The sequence below is a fragment of the Halomonas sp. V046 genome, from assembly GCF_052645355.1.
In genome coordinates, this window is record NZ_JBQXYF010000002.1 from 68,393 (window position 1) to 88,451 (window position 20,059).

16 protein-coding genes are annotated in these 20,059 nt (G+C 62.6%); 10 read left to right on the forward strand and 6 right to left on the reverse strand.

The genetic code is table 11. From position 1 onward, the window contains the following. Positions 1–173 precede the first annotated feature (173 nt). A complete protein-coding gene (locus ACUN9Y_RS02745) occupies positions 174–845 on the reverse strand; it encodes a LuxR C-terminal-related transcriptional regulator (protein ID WP_445459148.1) in 672 nt (223 codons plus the stop codon). A gap of 475 nt (positions 846–1,320) precedes the next feature. Here ACUN9Y_RS02745 and rdgB point away from each other — a divergent pair, with 475 nt between their 5' ends. The 4 genes from rdgB to ACUN9Y_RS02765 all read left to right on the forward strand — a co-directional run bounded on the left by rdgB (position 1,321) and on the right by ACUN9Y_RS02765 (position 4,951). Next, positions 1,321–2,007: an RdgB/HAM1 family non-canonical purine NTP pyrophosphatase gene (gene rdgB, locus ACUN9Y_RS02750; protein WP_445459149.1), complete on the forward strand. Its 687-nt coding sequence runs from the start codon at positions 1,321–1,323 to the stop codon at positions 2,005–2,007. Further along, a complete protein-coding gene (gene hemW / locus ACUN9Y_RS02755) occupies positions 2,004–3,167 on the forward strand; it encodes a radical SAM family heme chaperone HemW (RefSeq protein ID WP_445459150.1) in 1,164 nt (387 codons plus the stop codon). The genes rdgB and hemW overlap by 4 nt, the downstream gene beginning before the upstream one ends. A 40-nt stretch (positions 3,168–3,207) precedes the next feature. Beyond that, positions 3,208–3,879 carry an OmpA family protein gene (locus tag ACUN9Y_RS02760; protein ID WP_445459151.1) on the forward strand — a complete coding sequence of 224 codons (672 nt, stop codon included), beginning with the start codon at positions 3,208–3,210 and terminating at the stop codon, positions 3,877–3,879. Positions 3,880–4,090: 211 nt separating this feature from the next. After that, a complete protein-coding gene (locus tag ACUN9Y_RS02765; RefSeq protein ID WP_445459152.1) occupies positions 4,091–4,951 on the forward strand; it encodes a 23S rRNA (adenine(2030)-N(6))-methyltransferase RlmJ in 861 nt (286 codons plus the stop codon). Between the two features lie 308 nt (positions 4,952–5,259). On the opposite strand, the gene ACUN9Y_RS02770 is transcribed toward ACUN9Y_RS02765, so the two are convergent. After that, on the reverse strand, positions 5,260–5,838 hold the full coding sequence (locus ACUN9Y_RS02770; RefSeq protein WP_445459153.1) for a hypothetical protein: 579 nt from the start codon (positions 5,836–5,838) through the stop codon (positions 5,260–5,262). A 307-nt stretch (positions 5,839–6,145) separates the two neighbouring features. Between ACUN9Y_RS02770 and ACUN9Y_RS02775 the strand changes: the two genes are divergently transcribed. Both ACUN9Y_RS02775 and ACUN9Y_RS02780 read left to right on the forward strand, forming a co-directional pair. Next, the gene (locus ACUN9Y_RS02775; protein WP_445459154.1) at positions 6,146–6,535 is read left to right on the forward strand and encodes a VOC family protein; all 390 of its coding nucleotides are present in this window, start codon (positions 6,146–6,148) and stop codon (positions 6,533–6,535) included. A gap of 336 nt (positions 6,536–6,871) precedes the next feature. Further along, entirely contained in the window at positions 6,872–7,537 is a 666-nt protein-coding gene (locus ACUN9Y_RS02780) for a DsbA family oxidoreductase (protein WP_445459155.1), read from the forward strand. A gap of 140 nt (positions 7,538–7,677) precedes the next feature. On the opposite strand, the gene mnmE is transcribed toward ACUN9Y_RS02780, so the two are convergent. From mnmE to rpmH, 4 genes are all read right to left on the reverse strand, one after another. After that, the gene (gene mnmE, locus ACUN9Y_RS02785) at positions 7,678–9,048 is read right to left on the reverse strand and encodes a tRNA uridine-5-carboxymethylaminomethyl(34) synthesis GTPase MnmE (protein ID WP_445459156.1); all 1,371 of its coding nucleotides are present in this window, start codon (positions 9,046–9,048) and stop codon (positions 7,678–7,680) included. A 116-nt stretch (positions 9,049–9,164) separates the two neighbouring features. After that, on the reverse strand, positions 9,165–10,850 hold the full coding sequence (yidC, locus tag ACUN9Y_RS02790; protein ID WP_445459157.1) for a membrane protein insertase YidC: 1,686 nt from the start codon (positions 10,848–10,850) through the stop codon (positions 9,165–9,167). Between the two features lie 195 nt (positions 10,851–11,045). Then, a complete protein-coding gene (gene rnpA / locus ACUN9Y_RS02795; RefSeq protein WP_445459158.1) occupies positions 11,046–11,468 on the reverse strand; it encodes a ribonuclease P protein component in 423 nt (140 codons plus the stop codon). Between the two features lie 13 nt (positions 11,469–11,481). Then, the gene (gene rpmH, locus ACUN9Y_RS02800) at positions 11,482–11,616 is read right to left on the reverse strand and encodes a 50S ribosomal protein L34 (protein ID WP_010626003.1); all 135 of its coding nucleotides are present in this window, start codon (positions 11,614–11,616) and stop codon (positions 11,482–11,484) included. A 600-nt stretch (positions 11,617–12,216) separates the two neighbouring features. Between rpmH and dnaA the strand changes: the two genes are divergently transcribed. The 4 genes from dnaA to gyrB all read left to right on the forward strand — a co-directional run bounded on the left by dnaA (position 12,217) and on the right by gyrB (position 18,437). After that, a complete protein-coding gene (gene dnaA / locus ACUN9Y_RS02805) occupies positions 12,217–13,686 on the forward strand; it encodes a chromosomal replication initiator protein DnaA (protein ID WP_445459159.1) in 1,470 nt (489 codons plus the stop codon). A gap of 67 nt (positions 13,687–13,753) precedes the next feature. Beyond that, positions 13,754–14,857, forward strand: coding sequence for a DNA polymerase III subunit beta (gene dnaN, locus ACUN9Y_RS02810; protein ID WP_445459160.1), 1,104 nt, complete (start codon positions 13,754–13,756; stop codon positions 14,855–14,857). A gap of 32 nt (positions 14,858–14,889) precedes the next feature. Then, positions 14,890–16,020: a DNA replication/repair protein RecF gene (recF, locus tag ACUN9Y_RS02815; protein WP_445459161.1), complete on the forward strand. Its 1,131-nt coding sequence runs from the start codon at positions 14,890–14,892 to the stop codon at positions 16,018–16,020. Then, complete coding sequence (gene gyrB / locus ACUN9Y_RS02820) at positions 16,017–18,437, forward strand: DNA topoisomerase (ATP-hydrolyzing) subunit B (protein WP_445459162.1); 2,421 nt, start codon at positions 16,017–16,019, stop codon at positions 18,435–18,437. The genes recF and gyrB overlap by 4 nt, the downstream gene beginning before the upstream one ends. Positions 18,438–20,059 lie beyond the last annotated feature (1,622 nt).

Consider the following 20,059-nt stretch of genomic DNA (forward strand, 5'->3'; position numbering starts at 1 on the left):
GCGGCCAGAGGGAAGCGCCAGTAGTATCCATGGCCTCGATGGCCAGTGAACAACACAGGGGCAAGATCACCTGAGCGAGGGCGACAGCGTTGTTCAGGAGGACACCACGGGGAGTGAACCGGGCGCGCTCGATTCACTCCCCGCCGCGTCAGGCCAGCGACGAAACCGTCGTCTTAGCGCGAACTGGCCGGATGGCGTGGGGGCGGAGCACCGAGATTCTGGCGTGCCCAGTTGACCGCCTGCAGGCGGTTGCTGACGCGGATCTTCTTGAACACGTTATACAGGTGCGACTTGACGGTATGCTCACTGACGCACAACCTTTCGGCGATCTCCATGTTCGAGGCCCCTGAGCCGAGCAGGCCGATGATCTCCATTTCGCGCTGAGTCAGGCCGCAGGCCGGGCGATAGGCATTCAGCTGCTGACGGCGGGAGAACTCGATCAATCGGGTCATCAACGAGCGCGACATCCACAGGTCGTCGGTGGCGAAGAGCTTTTCGATGCCTTTGCAGATGCGCTCGAGACTGTCCTGACGATAGAACACGCCGCGCAGGTGCATGAACGACAGCACTTCCAGGGCGTGTTCTTCATCGCGCAGATTAAAGGCGGTCAGCAACAGGGTCGGGTGGCGTGCCCCCATGTCCTGCCAGTGCTGCATGGCGCTGTCATCGACGTGATCGGCGTCCATCAGGATCAGGGTCGCGACCTCGCCGTCGACGTCAATGGTCTCGGTCGGGGCGGCGATGGAGACGGGGCAATGGAATTGCTCCTTGATATAGTTGATGAACAGCAGCGACTGGGGATTGTGGTCAGTCACCAGCACTATATGTCCAGCGGCGTTATTCATCGTGTGCATCTCCATTCATCCACCGGCGCGAGAGCAACGCGGATGGTGTGACCAAGGGCGACTTTTTTGCATGCCTGGTTCTCGCGCCTGGTGCTCCTTGGCGATGTTGAACTGGCACTTTCCAACGGACTTTGGTCCAAGGGAGTAAGGGGCAGTATGGAGCTTTTTGAAGCAGTTTGTAAGCTTCTGTAACTCCTGCACAGTCGCGCTGAGCGAAAAACTAGTCCTTTGAATTAGCTTAATCAGCCGATAGACGCAACACAAATCGACGCTTTGGGGGGAATTATTTTGTTGTTTTGCGCATCCCTGTCGTGCCGCCGATGCCACGGTGGGGGACCCAAGCTGACGACGGCCCGGGCCACTGTGCCGGGGCGGTGTCAGCCGCGGAGCCTGAGCGGCGATAGGTCTCGCTGACTAGCATCGGCCCCCACCCCGTCAGTTGTCGTTTATCCATCACCGTCAGGAGCAAGTCCCCATGGCGCATCTCGAAGAACTCGTTCTGGCTAGTGGAAATGCCGGAAAGCTAAAAGAATTCAATGCTCTGCTATCTCCACTGGGAATGCGAGTCAGTGCACAGTCGGCCCATGGCGTGGGAGAGGTGGAAGAGACGGGGCTGACCTTCGTGGAAAATGCCTTGCTCAAGGCGAGAGAAGCCAGTCGCGTCAGTGGCTTGCCGGCGCTGGCCGATGACTCGGGGCTGGCGGTGGATGTGCTGGGCGGTCAGCCGGGCATCTACTCGGCTCGCTACGCCGGCGAGCCGCGTAGCGATGAGCGCAACAATGCCAAGCTTCTTAAGGCCCTGCGCGAGACGCCCGAGGGCCAGCGCAGGGCACGCTACTGGTGTGTGCTGGTACTGTTGCGTCACGCCGAGGATCCGGTGCCGGTGATCGTTCAAAAGAGCTGGTGCGGAGAGATCCTGGCCCACCCTCGTGGCGAGGGGGGCTTCGGCTATGATCCGCTGTTCTGGGTGCCCGAGCATGGCATGAGCGCGGCACAGATGAGTGGCGACGAGAAGAATCGTCTCAGTCACCGCGGTCGGGCGTTGCAGGCGTTGCTCGAGGAGCTCGATGTGGATGGCGCGGGGGCTAGGGGCGAAGGCATTGGTGCAAGCCCCCGGGGGCACACAGATGCCGTGCGCCTCGGCAACGGCGAGGCATCATGAGCGGAGTCCCCCTGGCGCTCTACGTGCATGTGCCCTGGTGTGTGCGCAAGTGCCCGTATTGCGACTTCAATTCCCATGGCGTGGGGCGTGGCGCGAGCCTGCCCGAAGCGGCCTACCTTGACGCCCTGATCGGCGATCTGGAGGCCGACCTGGGCCATGCCGACGGGCGTGAGCTGATCAGCATCTTCATCGGCGGGGGCACCCCGAGCCTGATGTCCGGCGACTTCTATCGGCGCCTGCTGGCGGCGGTCGCGAGCCGTTTACCCTTTGCCGACGATATCGAGATCACCCTGGAGGCCAACCCGGGGACCCTGGAGCGGGGGCGCTTCGCTGCCTATCGTAGTGCCGGCATCAATCGGCTGTCGCTCGGGGTCCAGAGCTTTCACGCCGAGCAGCTGGCGGCATTGGGGCGCATCCACAGCGGTGATGATGCCCTGGCCGCCTTCCGCGAGGCGCGCGAGGCGGGCTTTGATAATGTCAATCTCGACCTGATGCACGGACTACCGGGACAGACCCCTGAGTTGGCACTCGCCGACCTGGACAGGGCGCTGGAGCTCGCCCCGGAGCACTTGTCCTGGTATCAGCTGACGCTTGAACCCAACACCGAGTTTCACACTCACCCCCCTAGCCTGCCCGCGGAAGAGACGCTGTGGGACATCCAGGACCTGGGCCACGAGAGACTCCAGACCGCCGGCTTCGAGCGCTATGAGATATCCGCCTATGCGCGTCCTCGGCGTCGCGCTCGGCACAACCTGAATTACTGGTCCTTCGGGGATTACCTGGGCATCGGCGCCGGCGCCCATGGCAAGCTGAGCCGGCCCGGTGAGCGAGGACTCACTATCGAGCGACGTTGGAAGACACGTCAACCCGACGCGTATCTGCGGCGAACGAATGACCCGCGCGGCTTCGTGGCGGGTGCTCGCGGCGTCGACGAGGAGGCGCTGGTGCTGGAGTTCGCCATGAACGCCCTGAGGCTGGTCGATGGCGTGCCGATGTCGGTCTGGGAGGCGCATACCGGCCGGCCGTTGTCGCAACTCGGCGACCGGCTGGCTGAGGCCCGGGAAAAAGGACTTGTTGTGCAAGATGGCACAAGGCTTCAAGCTTCCCCCCAAGGTCTATTATTCTTGAACGACCTCTTGGTGCTGCTCGATGACGCTTGAGCAGCCCAACTTGACTTAGCATGGAAGGAGACGTTGATAAATGAGCCGTACCACACGACTGATTGCCCCGCTGGCCGCCGCTGTCATCTTGGCCGGTTGCTCCACGACGGATCCGTATACGGGCCAGACCGACCGCAATAACACCGGTATCGGTGCCGGTATCGGTGCCGCCGTGGGTGCCGCGGCCGGTGCCCTCAGTGGCGACGGTGCCACCAGCCGTCGTGACCGCGCCCTGATCGGCGCCGCCGCTGGCGCCGCCGTTGGGGGTGGCGTGGGGGTCTACATGGACCGTCAGGAAGAGCAACTGCGCGAGAGCATGCAGGGCACCGGCATCGGCGTAGAGCGCCAGGGCGACAACATCGTCCTCAACATGCCGAGCAGCGTGACCTTCGGCTTCGACTCCAGCGAGCTGACCGGATCCGCCACCAGTGCCCTCAACGATGTGGCCAATGTCCTGACCCAGTATCCTGAGACTCGCGTCAACATCGCCGGTCATACCGACTCGACCGGTGAGGCGGGCTACAACCAGCAACTCTCCGAGCGTCGTGCCCAGGCCGTGGGTAGCTTCCTCGGTGGTCGTGGCGTGGCGTCCTCGCGCCTGGTGGTGTCCGGTTATGGCGAAAACCAGCCGATTGCCAGCAACAACACCGAAGCCGGCCGCGCCGAGAACCGTCGCGTAGAGATCACCCTGACCCCCACCGGCCAGGGCTGATCCTTGCCGGGGCGACGGTGTTCGTCGCCCCGGGTTGCACCCTTGACCCGCCACCGCAGAGTGGCGGGTTTTTCGTCTGTGCTGGTTGAATCCTGAGCCATGACGGCTAGGCTTTGGGTGGTCCCAGCCTCTTCTCTTGTGTCCCCGTGGTGGCCCGGTCGACCCGTCGGACCATGACAAGTGACGCCCTCTCGAGTGATCGCTACGCGCCATGCTTTCTTACCAGCACGCCTATCATGCCGGCAATTTCGCCGACGTTCACAAGCATCTCTGTGTCCACGCCGTTATCGACCATCTGTTACGTAAAAAATCAGCCATTACGTTTATCGATACCCATGCCGGGCGCGGCCACTATGCCCTGGACGCCGACGAGACGGCTCGGCTGATGGAGTACCGCGAAGGCGTCGCGCGGCTGTGGGACGCTCGGGAGCGGTTGTCCGCTGAGCCCCTGCTGGCGGATTGGCTTGCGGCGATTGCGTCGCTGCAGCCCGGGCGACGCCTGGAGCGCTACCCGGGTTCCCCCTGGTGGCTCGGCGCTAGGGTGAGGCGCCAGGACCGCCTGAGTCTGTTCGAGTTGCACCCGGGCGAGCATCGCCATCTCGCCGATCAGTCGGTGGTGCCGGCGGGGCTCGAGGGAAATCTGCGACACACCCACGGCGATGGCTTGGCCGGCCTGATGAAGATCCTGCCGGTGGCCACACCTCGGCTATGCGTGCTGATAGACCCGAGTTTCGAGCGCAAGGACGAATATGCCGAGGTGGTCGACACCCTCGTCGAGGCGCTGCACAAGGTCCGTCATGCCGTGGTGATGCTGTGGTACCCGCTGTTGCCGGCCGGGCGTCACCAGGCCATGCTCGATCGGCTTGCCGCCAGCGGCATGCGCAAGATATGGCGCAGTGAAGTGCGGCGCGAATCGCCCGCACAGTCGAGCCATGGCATGTACGGCAGTGGCATGCTGGTGATCAACCCTCCCTGGGGGCTGCAGGAGCGCCTCGACGGAGCCATCACGCACTGGTTGCCGCTGCTCGGCGATAGGGCTCGTCACCACGCGGAGTGGCTGGTAGGGGAGTAGTGCCCCCTGGCAGGACAGCGTCCCGCCAGGTACGAGCGTCTGGCGCTGGCCCAGGACAGCGACGTCGAGTGCCCGCCCCGGGAGCCCGACGGAGGACCCTCTGCCAGACCCACCGCCAGACCTGCCAGGGCGAGGCGCCTATCGCCGGATGCCATGGATCCGTCCTCGCCGCCGGCATATCACTATGCTGACGTCGGGAGCTATGTCGACATCAGGGGCTATGCCGACATCTGGCCCAGCGGGGCGATCATGCCCACTCCTCGGCTGGCGGGCGGGGCTCGTGGCAGCGGCACCAGATGCTCGGCGGGTCAGGGAGCCTGTCGGAACAGCAGACGAAAGCCCACCGGCGACGTGCGCGTAATGGCCTCGAGGCCGGCCAATTCCTGCAGCTTGTCGACGCCGGCCTCGATGCCCAGGGCCTCGGTGGTGATCCAGAGGGGCGCGTCGGCCGACACCAGCCACCGTTCTTCGCTCAGGCGAGCGATGAACAGCTCGGCGGCGTTCTCGACGGAGTTCTGCCCCAGCTGCAAGGTAGTGCCTACCTGGGCCGTCAGGGTGTCTCCGGGGGTCAGCTTCGTGAAGTCATCGGGGGCCACCTGGGCGCGGACGGTGATCGTCGGCGTGGCACCGAAGACATGTTCCAGCATGCGTTCATCGCGTATCTCGATGCCGCTGTCCACCGAGTTCGGGGCGATCTCGATCGTTACCTGACCGTCGTCGTCGATACTCCCGGACAGATTGTTGAAGCGGTGGGTCTCGCCGGCGACATGATTCTTGATCGAGCCAAACCACAGCGTCGAGGCGTCGGTAACCAGTTGCCAGTCGGCGGATGCGGTGAGCGAGTAGCCGCTCACCGCAACGAGTACAGCAGTCAGGAAGGGTTTCATGGTGTTCTCCGCACTCAGAGCAGGGGCCCCAGGGCGAGGGCCGCGACCCTAAGTATAGTTTGGTGTGACGCTGTGCCGGCAACTTCTTGCGTCACATCGGTCGAGAGAGGGCGCGCGGCGACTCGGTGCAGTTGGGGGCGTACCGGTCGCGGTGGCGATCGCCAAGCGCTCGGCAAGATTGGACAAGCGCTCGGCAAGACTGGACAAGCGCTCGGCAAGATTGGCCAAGTGTGGCCAGTTGGCGGGACGGTAACTACGCTTAGGGCTCTCAATATCGAGACAAGCGATGGGCACAGGAGAGGGCCAGATGATTCGACCGCACGTGGCCAGTGTACTGGTGGACGATCAGTCTCGCGCCGAGGCGTTCTATGTCGGAACGCTCGGCCTCGCCAAGGCCGCCGATATTGCCATCGGCGAGGGGCGCTGGCTGACCGTACAGGGGGGCGATGGGCAAGGCGTCGAGCTGCTGCTGGAACCGACGGGCTACGACTTCGCGCGAGACTACCAGCGCGCGCTGTACGTTCATGGCGTCCCGGCCATGTCATTGCGCTGCGATGACCTGAATGCCGAGGTCGAACGCCTGACGGGGCTCGGCGTCTGCTTCCGCGGTGAACCGACGCCGGGGAGCCAGTCCGCTCCGGCGACCGCCATCGTCGAAGACGGCTGCGGCAATCTGATCATGCTCGTCGAGGGCTGACGGCGGTAGATGATGACATGGCGGCAAGGGCCGGTTCCTGGGCTCGCTCGGTCGGCTGTCTGCGGGTGATGCGTCAAGCGTGGCACCCAAGGCCCTTCGCCCGTCATCCCCATGCGCGATGCTCGCCAGACCGCCCCGCTCGGGGCGACCAGGCCCCGGGTGGCTCTATCAGCTGTTCTGTCGGGTGCTCTCACAGGTTCGGTGTCAGGTTTCTCGTGGTCTCGCGACCAAGCCCCATTCCCTTGCCCGCGCTGCTGCGGCGAGGGTGGCTCGGGGATCGGTCCAGCATGGTCGCGGGTAGCGAAACATCCGACATTCTTCAATGGGTAAGCCGGCATGACAGAACTCAAAATCGATATCATCTCCGACGTGGTGTGTCCCTGGTGCATCGTCGGTTTTCGACGCCTCACCGAAGCGCTGGAGCGGCTCGATGGCATCGAGGCCCAGATTCACTGGCATCCGTTTGAGCTCAACCCGGGGATGCCCGAGGGCGGCCAGCACCTCGGCGAGCACATGGTGCAGAAGTACGCCAGCACTCCGGAACAGAGCCGCCAGGCGCGAGACCGGCTGGCCCAGTTCGGCGCGGAGCTCGGGTTCGCGTTCGACTACTTCGACGACATGCGCATCTACAACACCCGGCCGGCCCACACGCTGTTGCATGCGTTGGCCGGCGACGAGCGCCAGACGGCACTCAAGCTTGCGCTATTCGCAGCCTACTTCCAGCGTCGAGCGGACCTCGACGACCCGGAAGTGCTCATCACCGCCGCCCGTGAGGCGGGGATCGAGCGGGGGGAGGCCGAGCGCTTGCTCGCCGACGATGGCCTGAGCGCCGAGGTGGTTAAGGCCGAACAGCGTTGGCTCGATGCGGGGATACGGGGTGTACCGGCCTTTGTCGTCAATGATGCGTATCTGATCAGCGGGGCCCAGGACGTGACCACCTTGGTCAGGACGCTCGGCAGTATCGCCGCAGAGGCCGAGGTGGCAACGGCCGAGTCGAGATAGCGATTCGCCCAGCCGAAGTCGTGAGTCGCGCGCCCTCTGGTCGATGACGGTGGGGCGGGTGCGCCTCTGAGCCCGGCGGCCAGGGACGGACGCTTGCGTGTGGTGGCTGCGCGGTCAGGCCGCCTACCCTTGGTGTCGGATTATTTGCCGATACAGAAGCTACCGAAGATCTCACCGAGCAGGTCATCGGCGCTGAACTCACCGGTGATCTCGCCCAGTGCCTGCTGGGCATCGCGCAGGTCCTCGGCCAGCAGTTCACCGGCGCCGTGGCCCCTGAGTTGGGCCTCGCCGTTATCCAGCGCGACACGCGCTCGATCGAGGGCATCGAGGTGGCGGCGGCGGGCCGAGAAGCGTCCCTCGGTGGTGGACTGAAAGCCCATCACCGCCTTGAGGTGCTCACGCAAGTTATCCACACCGTCTCCGGTGCGAGCCGAAAGCCGCACCGTGGGAGTGGCTGTGGACAAGTCCAGTCCACTGGCCTCCTCGTTCTGGTCGACCTTGTTGCGTACCAGGGACAAGCGAGAGGGATCCGGCAGGCGGGCGACGAATTCCGGCCAGATGGCCATCGGGTCGGTGGCCTCGGTGGTGGTGGCGTCGACCAGTAGCAGCACCCTGTCGGCTCTCTCGATCTCGTTCCAGGCCCGGGCCACACCGATTTTCTCCACCGCGTCCGGGGTATCGCGCAGGCCCGCGGTATCAATGATGTGCAGCGGCATCCCATCGAGATGGATGTGCTCACGCAGCACATCCCGGGTGGTGCCCTCGATCTCTGTGACGATCGCCGTGTCCTGTTCGGTCAAGGCATTGAGCAAGCTCGACTTGCCGGCGTTGGGGCGCCCCGCAATCACCACGCTCATGCCTTCGCGCATCAGGGCGCCCTGGGCCGCGCTGGCGCGCACCTTGGCCAGGTCGTCCATCAATCCGTCCAGCTTGCCAGCGACGTGGCCATCGGCGAGAAAGTCGATCTCTTCCTCGGGGAAGTCGATGGCGGCTTCAACATAGATGCGCAGCTCGATGAGTCCCTGCACCAGAGTCTGGACCCGGGTCGAGAACTCGCCTTGCAGCGAGCGCAAGGCGTTCTCGGCGGCGCCGCGGGAGCTGGCCTCGATCAGGTCGGCGATGGCCTCGGCCTGGGCCAGGTCCAACTTGTCATTCAAGAAGGCGCGCTCGGAAAATTCCCCGGGCTTGGCCAGGCGTGCGCCGAGCGCCACGCAGCGTTCCAGCAGCATGTCCATGATCACTGGTCCGCCATGGCCCTGGAGCTCGAGGACGTCTTCGCCGGTGAAGGAGTGGGGGCCGCGGAAGAAGAGGGCGATGCCCTCATCGATAATATTGCTGACGCCCTTGAAGGGGCCGTAGTGGGCCTGGCGAGGCCCGGGGCATTGGCCCAGCATGGCATCGGCGATAGCGGCACAGGCCGGGCCTGAGACGCGAATGATGCCGACCCCGCCGCGCCCCGGAGGCGTGGCCAGGGCGGCGATGCTGTCCTGGGTGTAGAGTCGCTCTGTCATCGCGGTGTCCTGTGAGGGCGGGCCTGGCCATTGTCTGCAGACGCGCGCCGGGTGACTAGCTCAAAACCACAGAACCCCCGCAAGGGCGGGGGTTCTGGTCGATCAAGGGCGGAGGATTACTTGGTTCGCATGCCCTTGCCGACGTTGGGATCTTCTTCGATCTTGCGGGTGATCAGGTACTGCTGGATGATCGAGATGCAGTTGTTGCACACCCAGTAGATGACCAGACCGGCCGGGAACCACAGGAAGAAGAACGTGAAGACGATGGGCAGGAACTTCATGATCTTCGCCTGCATCGGGTCCGGCGGCGTCGGGTTGAGCGACTGCTGCACGAACATCGATGCGCCCATCAGAATCGGCAGGATGAAGAACGGATCCTTCACCGACAGATCCTGAATCCAGAACATGAAGGGCGCGTGGCGCAGTTCAACCGACTCCAGCAGCATCCAGTACAGGGCGATGAACACCGGCATCTGCACCACGATGGGCAGACAGCCGCCCAGAGGATTGATCTTCTCCTTCTGGTAGAACTTCATCATTTCCTGGGACATCTTCTGGCGATCGTCGCCGAAGCGCTCCTTCAGGCGCTGCATCTCCGGGCCGAGCTTGCGCATCCTGGCCATGGACTTGTAGGCCTTGGCGGACAGCGGCCACAACGCGGTCTTGACCATGATGGTCAGCAGCACGATGGACCAGCCCCAGTTGCCGATCAGGCTGTGGATATGATCCAGCAGCCAGAACAGCGGGTTGGCAATGAACCACAGCCAGCCGAAATCGACCGTCAGTTCCAGGTTGGGGGCGACCGCCTCGAGGCGTTCCTGGATCTTCGGTCCCATGTAAAGCGTCGCACCCACGCTGGCGTCGGCACCCGGGGCCACGGTCTGGCTCTGGCCCGCCACGGCGGCGACATTGCGATCGCTGGAATCGGTGGCCGCGTAGTAGAGGTTCTGCTGCTGTTGCGGCGGCACCCAGGCCGAGGTGAAGTAATGCTGGATCATGGCGACCCAGCCGCCTTCCACTTCACGGTTGGGGAAGTTGCCGGCCTGGATGTCCTCGAAGTCGATCTTCTCGTAGCGACTCTCCGGTGAGGAGTAGGCGGCGCCAAGGAAGGAGCGCATGCCCATCTTCGGTCCGGTGGACGGGTCCGGGTTGTTATCACGCACGAGCTGGCCAATAAAGCGGGCGGAGACCGGCTCCTCCCCCTTGTTGGCCAGGTAGTAGGCGACGTCCACCGCGTAATCATCGCGCTTGAAAGTAAAGCGCTTGATGATGTCGACGCCATTGACCGAGGCCGTCATGTCGACCTGAACGCTGTCCTGACCATCGGCGAGGCGATACTCGGTCTTCTCGGGGGCAAAGCCGATGCGACCCGAGTTGCCGTCAAGCTGCAGGCCGGAGCGGGCGACGTAGCTCAGGGTGCTGTTGTTGGCCAGCAGCACATAGGGACGGTCGCCGTCCTGGCTCATCAGGTGTTGCGGCAGCGCGGCGTAGACGATGTCACCGCCCTGAGGGTCGATGCGCACATCCAGCACGTCGGTGACCACGGCCACCAGGTCACGGCTGTTGGCGGCGGCCGGCTCGGCGGCGGTGTCGCCCGGCATCTCGCTGCCGACAGCGTCGGGGCTGCTGGGCGCGGCAAGGCCCTGGGAGGCATCGTCGCGCTGATCCGACGAGGCGTTGCTGGTGATCGCCGGCGCCTCGGGGGTGCTCGGGGTCTGCCCGTAATCCTGGTTCCACTGCACCATGATCAGGTAGGCGAGCACCGCCAGGGGGATCAGCAGGAGTAGTCGTTTTACGTCCATGAGGGGTCTGCCCGATGGGAAGTGAACAATCCAGTGGCGCCTTGCAGGACGCCTACGTGAGATACACGAAAGCCTGCCAGAGGCAGGCTAGGTTCCGTACGCAGACGTGCTGCGAAAAGAGAGGTGGCGTCGCTGAAATCGATCGATTCGATCATCGTGCCATGCTCCGATAGCGGCGCACTCGGCCCGTCGGGCTTAGCCGCGACGAACGGTCGCACTCGGAGTCCGGGAGGTCTGCACAGAGCGAGAGGGGCGATTCGACTTCTCGGCCTCACGCTCAAGGCGGCGCCACATGCCGAACAATTGACGATGCACGGTATCGTTATCGACCTCGTTAACACCACGTCTGGCCAGCAAGACGATATCCACCGCAGGAAGTCGATGCTGGGAATGGCGTACGGATTCGCGGGCCAGTCGCTTCAGACGGTTGCGATCCACGGCCCGGCGTACGTTTTTCTTGCTGAAGACAAGGCCCAGCCGCGGGTGCCCCACATCGTTCGGGGTCGCCAGCGCCATCAGGCCTTTGCCATGGACCTTGAACACCGCCGAGTCGAACACGCGACGGTAATCCCCGGCGGTCAGCAAGCGGCATTGCCGGGGGAAGCCCAGACAGGTCATGACAGACCTGCGATCAGGCGCTCAGGCGCTTGCGGCCTTTGGCACGGCGACGTGCCAGTACGGCGCGGCCGTTCTTGGTGGCCATGCGAGCACGGAAGCCGTGCACGCGCTTGCGCTTGAGAACGCTCGGTTGGAATGTGCGCTTCATAACTTGTTAATCCCACAGTGGTTTTCGGAACGGATATTGAATCAGATAGACATCCAGAGGCGCCGGGAATCCGCTGGGCCCCCGGGGGTGTTCGGCTCAAGACCGGACATTTTAGTGATTTCAACCCCCGGACGCAATTGCTCTCGATGAATCGATGCAGAATCTTTTCCGTCGCCGGGCCCGCCAACCGCCCCCGACAGTGTCAGGACGCGGTGGACAACTCGGTCGATGACGCTGCCGGGCATGTCTCGCCCTCCGGCCTCGCCTTCAATAACTACTAATTAGTTCTTTTTAAACATGCTGTTATTATTACTGGGGATATCATTTGTGGATAACTGGTCAAGTTACATCCATTTCAGTATGTTGCACTGCAAACAGAGGTGTGGAGAAGTTCTTGGCCGATAGTGTGCAGCCGTGGGATGAGGTGTGTATAACTGGGCATCTTGTCCACCGCGACGAAACGACACCCAGACTGTCCCCACGCTCCGGCCCCTGTGAACAACGGGTTGTCCACAGCGTCTACGGATCCTGGAATCGTGTGGATAACCCTGTGCTTCGACGATACAATGTGCGGTCGTTCTTCCAACCAAGGTAGCTCGTGTGTCGCTCGCTCTCTGGCAACAGTGTCTGGAAACCCTTCAGGACGAGTTGAATTCTCAGCAGTTCAACACCTGGATTCGTCCGCTGCAGGCGGAGGAGGGGGACTCCAACCAGCTTAAACTCCTGGCCCCCAACCGCTTCGTGCGTGACTGGGTCAGTGACAAGTACGCCAAGCGCATCAGTGAACTGATGCGTGAGCTGGCCCCGGCCAAGCCGCCCAAGGTGGTGCTGACCGTGGGCAGTCGTCGTGCCGCCGCCACGGCGGCACCGCAGACTCGTGAACTGGGTGACCCGGTCTCGGCTGCGCCGCGGGCACCGGCGGTGCGCACCCCTCCCCGCGGCGATCTGCCCGATGAGCACGAGATCGATCGGATGCGCGAGGAAGCCAGCGATAACACCAGATCGGCCACCGGTGAACGCCAGGTTCAGGTCGAGGGCAGCCTCAAGCACAAGAGCAACCTGAACCCGACCTTTACGTTTGAAACCTTTGTCGAAGGCAAGTCGAATCAGCTGGCCCGGGCCGCCTCGCGTCAGGTGTCCGAGAATCCTGGTGGCGCCTATAACCCGCTGTTTCTCTATGGTGGTGTCGGCCTGGGCAAGACCCACCTGATGCACGCGGTGGGCAACGCACTCGCCGGTCGTCGCGAGAATGCTCGGGTGGTGTACCTGCACTCCGAGCGTTTCGTTGCCGATATGGTCAAGGCGCTGCAGCTCAACGCGATCAATGACTTCAAGCGCTTCTATCGTAGCGTCGACGCCCTGTTGATCGATGACATCCAGTTCTTCGCCGGCAAGGAGCGCTCCCAGGAAGAGTTCTTTCACACCTTCAATGCGCTGCTCGAGGGTGGCCAGCAGATGATCCTGACCTCGGATCGTTATCCCAAGGAAATCAGCGGCGTTGAAGAGCGCCTCAAGTCGCGTTTCGGCTGGGGGCTGACGGTGGCCATCGAACCACCGGAACTCGAGACCCGGGTCGCGATCCTGATGAAGAAGGCCGACCAGTCGAAGGTCGATCTGCCCCATGACGCGGCTTTCTTTATCGCCCAGAAGATTCGCTCCAACGTCCGCGAGCTGGAGGGCGCGCTGAAGAAGGTCATCGCCGACTCCCACTTCATGGGCAAGCCGATTACCCAGGACTTCATCCGCGAATCGCTCAAGGATCTGCTGGCCCTTCAGGATAAGCAGGTCGGGGTGGATAACATCCAGCGTACCGTGGCGGAGTACTACAAGATCAAACTGGCGGACCTTCTGTCCAAGCGCCGTTCGCGTTCGGTGGCCCGACCGCGCCAGGTCGCCATGGCATTGGCCAAGGAACTGACCAATCACAGTCTTCCGGAGATCGGCGACGCCTTCGGCGGTCGCGATCACACCACCGTGTTGCATGCCTGCCGCAAGGTGCTGGCGCTCCAGGAAGAGAGCGCCGATATTCGTGAAGACTACAAGAACCTGCTACGGCTGTTGACCAGCTAAGCGTCGTGCGTCATCGACCGCTCGGATCAATCGTCTCAATCTCTCCAGGACAAGAAGTGGAGCCGACATGAAATTTTCCATCTCCCGAGAAGCCCTGCTGCGGCCGCTGACGCTGGTTGCAGGCGTCGTGGAGCGCCGCCAGACCCTGCCTGTGCTTTCCAACGTGTTGATTCAGGTCGATCAGGACCAGGTCTCGTTGACCGGCACCGACCTGGAGGTCGAACTGGTCGGGCGCACCGTGGCGAGCCACGTCGAGGAAGCCGGGGCGATCACCGTGCCGGCGCGCAAGCTGATGGACATCTGCAAGTCGCTGCCGGACCAGTCCGAGCTGCACTTGTCCCTCGAGGACGGACGGGCGGTGCTGCGTAGCGCGCGCTCGCGGTTCACCCTGTCGACCCTGCCGGTCGCGGAGTTTCCCAATATCGAGGATGGCCAGAGCAGCGTCGAGCTCGCGATGCCGCGGGGAACCCTGAAGCACTTGATCGACTCCACGTCCTTCGCCATGGCGCAACAGGACGTTCGCTACTACTTAAACGGCCTGCTGCTGGAGTTCGCGCCGAACCTGGTGCGTACCGTGGCGACCGATGGACACCGTCTGGCCGTGTGCTCACGCCCGGTCGAGATTCCTGTCGAGACCAATCAGAAGCTGATCGTGCCGCGCAAGGGCGTGCTCGAACTGGTGCGCCTGCTGGATGACTCCGAGGAGCCCGTCAGCCTGACTCTCGGCACGACCCATGTGCGCGCCCATACCGGTGACTTTACCTTTACCTCGAAGTTGGTCGACGGCAAGTTCCCCGATTACGAGCGAGTGGTGCCCCGGGGCGGCGACAAGGTCTTCATCGCCGAACGGGCCGAGCTGCGCCAGGTGCTGTCGCGTACTGCGATCCTGTCCAACGAGAAGTATCGGGGCGTTCGCCTGCATCTGGAAGAGGGCAACCTCAAGGTCATGGCCAACAACCCCGAGCAGGAAGAGGCCGAAGAGAACATCGCGATCGAGTACAGCGGAGCGGCGATGGAGATCGGCTTCAACGTTGGCTATCTGGTCGACGTACTCAGCGTACTGGACGAAGACCGCGTGCAGATGACCCTCGGCGACCCCAACAGCAGTGCGCTGATGGAAGAACCCGGTGGCGGCGACGCCCTGTATGTCGTCATGCCGATGCGGCTGTGATAGCCGCATTCTTATCGCTCTAAGGGTCGTTCATGGCGCTTGACCGGCTGATGTTTCAGGGTCTGAGAAATCTTCAGGCCCTTGATATTGCTCCCTGTTCTCGCATCAACCTGATCACCGGAGCGAATGGCAGCGGCAAGACCAGCCTGCTCGAGGGCATCCATGTACTGGGCATGGGCCGGTCTTTTCGTGCGCGTCGCCTGAGTCAGGTGATGGCCCATGAGGGCGATGGCCTGACCCTGCACGGTCGGCTCGACGGCGATCCTCCGACCGCCATCGGCCTGCGCCGGCGCCGCGCAGACAGCGAGATGACCCTGCGTATTGGTGGCGAACGTGTCGAGCGGATTTCTCAGCTGGTCGAGACCCTTCCCCTGCAGTTGATCAACCCGGACGCCTTTCGCTTATTGGAGGGCTCCCCGGCGGGACGTCGCGAGTTTCTCGATTGGGGGGTGTTTCACGTGAAACATGGCTTCATCGACGCCTGGCGGCGTTTTCGGCGCGCGCTGAAACATCGGAATGCCCTCCTCAGACATGGTAGAATGCACGATGCTTCGCTGGACGTTTGGGAGCATGAGCTGGTGCAGTGGGGCGAACGACTCGATGTCATGCGTCACGAGTGGGTCGAGGCCTTTCAGCCGGTGTTCGATGACACCCTGGCGGGCTTGATCCGGCTGCCGGGGTTGAGGCTGCGGTATACACGGGGATGGGACCGACAGCGACACCTCGCCGAGGTGCTGCGTCAGGGGCGCGATACCGATCGCCAGATGGGGTTCACTCAACAGGGGCCTCAGCGAGCCGACCTCGGCATTCGCTTTAACAAGCGGCCTGCGATAGACGTGCTTTCACGAGGACAGCAAAAGCTCGTCGTGAGCGCACTGAAGTTGGCCCAGGGACGACTGCTCGAGCAGGTGACGGGGCGGACTTGCCTCTATCTGATCGATGACCTGCCCGCTGAACTCGACCGTGAACATCGCGCGGTCTTTTGCCAGTGGCTGGAACGGATGCAGTGCCAGGCCTTTATCACCAGCGTGGATCACGAGGTGCTGGCCGACCTGTGGCAAGCCGACACCCCCATCGCGATGTTTCATGTGAAACAGGGTAGCGATGGGGAGGGGCAACTGCAGGCAATAGACAGACAGACTTCACGACGGAGTGGTCAATGAGCGAACAGGCTTACGACTCATCGAGCATCAAGGTACTGAAAGGCCTGGATGCCGTACGCAAGCGGCCCGGGATGTACATCGGCGATACCGATGATGGTACCGGCCTACACCATATGGTGTTCGAACTGGTGGACAACTCCATCGATGAAGCCCTCGCTGGCCATTGCAGCGAAATCAAGGTCATCATCCATACGGACGAGTCGATCACCGTCAGCGACAACGGTCGCGGGATTCCTACCGATATCCACGAGGAGGAAGGCGTCTCGGCGGCCGAGGTCATCATGACCGTGCTTCACGCCGGCGGCAAGTTCGATGACAACTCCTACAAGGTGTCCGGCGGTCTTCATGGCGTCGGCGTCTCGGTGGTCAACGCTCTTTCCGAAGAGCTCAAGCTGACCATCTGGCGTGCCGGTCAGGTGCATGAGCAAATCTACCGTCACGGCGTGCCACAGGCGCCCTTGGGCGTGGTCGGCCAGACCGAGAAGTCCGGTTCCCGTGTGCACTTTCGTCCGTCGCCGAACACCTTTGCCAATATCGAGTTCCACTACGATATCCTGGCCAAGCGGCTGCGTGAGCTGTCGTTCCTCAACTCCGGCGTTGCCATTCGCTTGTTCGATGAGCGTAGCGCCAAGGAAGAGCTGTTTCACTACGACGGTGGCCTCAAGGCCTTCGTCGACCACCTGAACACCAACAAGACGGTGCTCAACCCCGTATTCCACTTCAACGCTGAGCGCGAGGATGGGGTGGCGGTGGAAGTGGCGATGCAGTGGAACGACACCTTCTCCGAGAACATCTTCTGCTACACGAACAACATTCCCCAGCGCGATGGTGGTACCCACCTGGCCGGCTTTCGTGCCGCCCTGACGAGGACCCTGAACCACTATATCGAGGCCGAGGGACTGCTCAAGAAGACCAAGGTGAACACCTCCGGCGATGACGCTCGCGAGGGTCTCACCGCGATCATCTCGGTCAAGGTACCGGACCCGAAGTTCTCTTCCCAGACCAAGGACAAGCTGGTCTCGTCCGAGGTAAAAACTGCGGTAGAACAAGAGCTTGGGAGGCTTTTCTCCGAGTATCTCGTCGAGAAGCCGAACGAGGCCAAGGCGATCGTCAACAAGATGCTCGACGCCGCCCGTGCCCGTGAGGCCGCGCGCAAGGCCCGGGACATGACGCGGCGCAAGGGAGCACTCGATATCGCGGGTCTGCCGGGGAAGTTGGCCGACTGCCAGGAAAAGGACCCAAGCCTATCGGAACTGTACCTGGTAGAGGGTGACTCGGCCGGCGGCAGTGCCAAGCAGGGCCGCGATCGCCGCACCCAGGCGATCCTGCCGCTCAAGGGCAAGATTCTCAACGTCGAGAAGGCGCGCTTCGACAAGATGCTGTCGTCTGCCGAGGTCGGCACCCTGATCACTGCGCTGGGCTGTGGCATCGGCCGGGAGGAGTTCAACCCGGACAAGCTGCGCTATCACTCGATCATCATCATGACCGATGCCGACGTCGACGGGTCGCATATCCGCACCTTGCTGCTGACCTTCTTCTTCCGTCAGATGGCGCCGTTGATCGAACGTGGCCACGTGTTTATCGCCCAGCCGCCGCTTTACAAGATCAAGCGTGGCAAGCAGGAGAGCTACCTCAAGGACGAGCAGGCGATGGTCGATTACCTGACCGCGACGGCTCTTGATGGCGGCCGGCTGTGTGTCAACGCCGATGCCCCCGGTATCGCCGGTGCCCAGCTGGAATCGTTGGTCAATCAGTACCGCGACGTAATGAAGCGTATCGATCGCCTGTCCCGCGTCTACCCCAACGAGGTGTTGCGCAAGATCGTCCATGCCGCCCAACTGGACGGTGAGCGGAGTCTACTCGACCGCGGCACCATGCAGAACTGGATCGACCATCTGCAGAAGGAGATGGACGACCTGGTGGCCTACGAAGGTGGTCCGCGTTATACCTTTTCGCTGCATGAAGACCCCGAGCGCGGCTTCTTCCTCCCGGCGGTCACGTTGATCGCCCATGGGGTTACCACCGACTACGTATGGGGTGTGGACTTCTTCACCAGCGCCGACTATCGCGCCATCGCGGGGCTCGGCGAGACCCTGGACGGGTTGCTGGAAGAGGGCGCCTATATCGCTCGTGGCGAGCGCTCAAAACCCGTCAACACCTTCTATGAGGCCCTCGACTGGCTGATGGCGGAGGCCCAGCGAGGCCTGTCCATTCAGCGCTACAAGGGTCTTGGCGAGATGAACCCGGATCAACTGTGGGAAACCACGATGGATCCGAACACCCGCCGCATGCTGCGCGTCACCATCGAGGACGCCGTAGCGGCGGACATGATGTTCAATACCCTGATGGGCGATGAGGTAGAGCCACGTCGCGACTTTATCGAGCGCTACGCTCTGGTCGCCAACCTCGACGTCTAGCGTCATCGTCACACTGTCGCCGAGATGTTTCACGTGAAACATCTCGGCGAAGCGACGATCTGCAGGCCCCGGTCCATGAGCATTGCTCTGGCCGGGGCCTTTTTGTGGTCGCGGAATCAAACCGTCGGGGGATGGGGCGAGAGACGTCGTCGCGTGGAGTGGTTCGTCTCGTCGCTCTCCCTCGGGGCGAGGAAGAGGGTGAGGTCGGTCGATATGGGCTGCCGGTCGGCAATGTTTCACGTGAAACGGCCGACGCCTGCATCGACCAGGCCGTCCCCGACGCAGGACAGACGGTGCCAGAGCGATGCCACACCCCTGGCCGACCGGCCTCTCCTGGCGGCAATCGGGATCTGTGCGGGCGGTAACATCAATCGATGCCGCAGCGCAGTAGGCTCGCCGTTGCAGTACTCGGTGAGGCATGTTTCACGTGAAACATGGGGCCGACGCCCGCCTCAGGATGATCCGGTAAGCGGGCTGCCGGTGGTCCAAAGGCGTCGGGGAAGAATCCGCGAAGCGTCTCCCGAAAGAAAGTGACTGCGCGGATGCTTCGTAGCCGGCGGGCGGAGCGTGGCCACGCGCGCCTCCTGACGTGTCAATAAGGAAAGAACATCGACGTAATGTCGAGTGGATTGGTGTCGCCAGTCTCGTCGGGATGACACGACAGCAGCGTTTCGCCTGCATTGATATCCGTTGTTGAGCGCACATCCGGCGGCGCTCCCTGCATCTGTTGCTGTCGTACTTTGTTGATTTTTATGACTTTAATCAATAATGTCGAAGGGGGTGTGCGAGAGATCAACGATGTTTCACGTGAAACATCGCCTGGCGGCTACGAACCATATTGACGGTTAGATTGCGGCTGGCTGGCTGGCTGGCTGGCTGGCTGGCTGGCTGGACGGACGCGCCGAGAGCGTGCATTTTTGGGACGGCTGGTGGCGCAGGTAGGTGGGTGTTTTCATCGGCCCCGTCTTTAGCAGATAAAGAAGCGCACGACGATTCGCACATCCAGTATTGGTGCGATGGTTATAGGCATCTTCGCAACGGTGTTTGCTTTAGCCCTTGCCGATCTTCCCGTAGAGGGCGGTGTTGGACAGCGGGGCGGGGCTCTTATCCCTAGTGGTGAAGTCCTCTCCCTAGGGGCGGGAGCTCAGTCTGGAACCGATAGGCATGCCGACGGTGCATGATGAAGAGTCTCCATACCCTAATGATTTATCACATATAATATTGAACTAATGGCACGTGCCGCGTGTGCTACGCTGGATGTTTCACGTGAAACATTCGGTCGAGAATGGGCGTCGTACGAGTGGCCGGCGCCTGTCGGCGTCCCCTTTCCACAAGGCAAAGCTGTCTGGCGATTGTTGGTTCACGGTCGCAACACGCGATGCCGTGCAATACCTCGCCATTGATCCTTTCCCGGCCCCTGTTGTGTGTTCGGCTGCGCCGGCGGGCGGCCCCCTCCTTCCCCGCGCCGTAAGCAACGAACGTCAACAGTAACTGGGCCACATCGGCACGTGCCACGGACGACCATTGCGGCAGGCTCGGTATCCACTCGACTGTTATTTCTAGGGTTGAGTAGCCCGCACCGGACGATCTCGCCCGATGCTTGGCGTCTTTCAGGGGGGCGT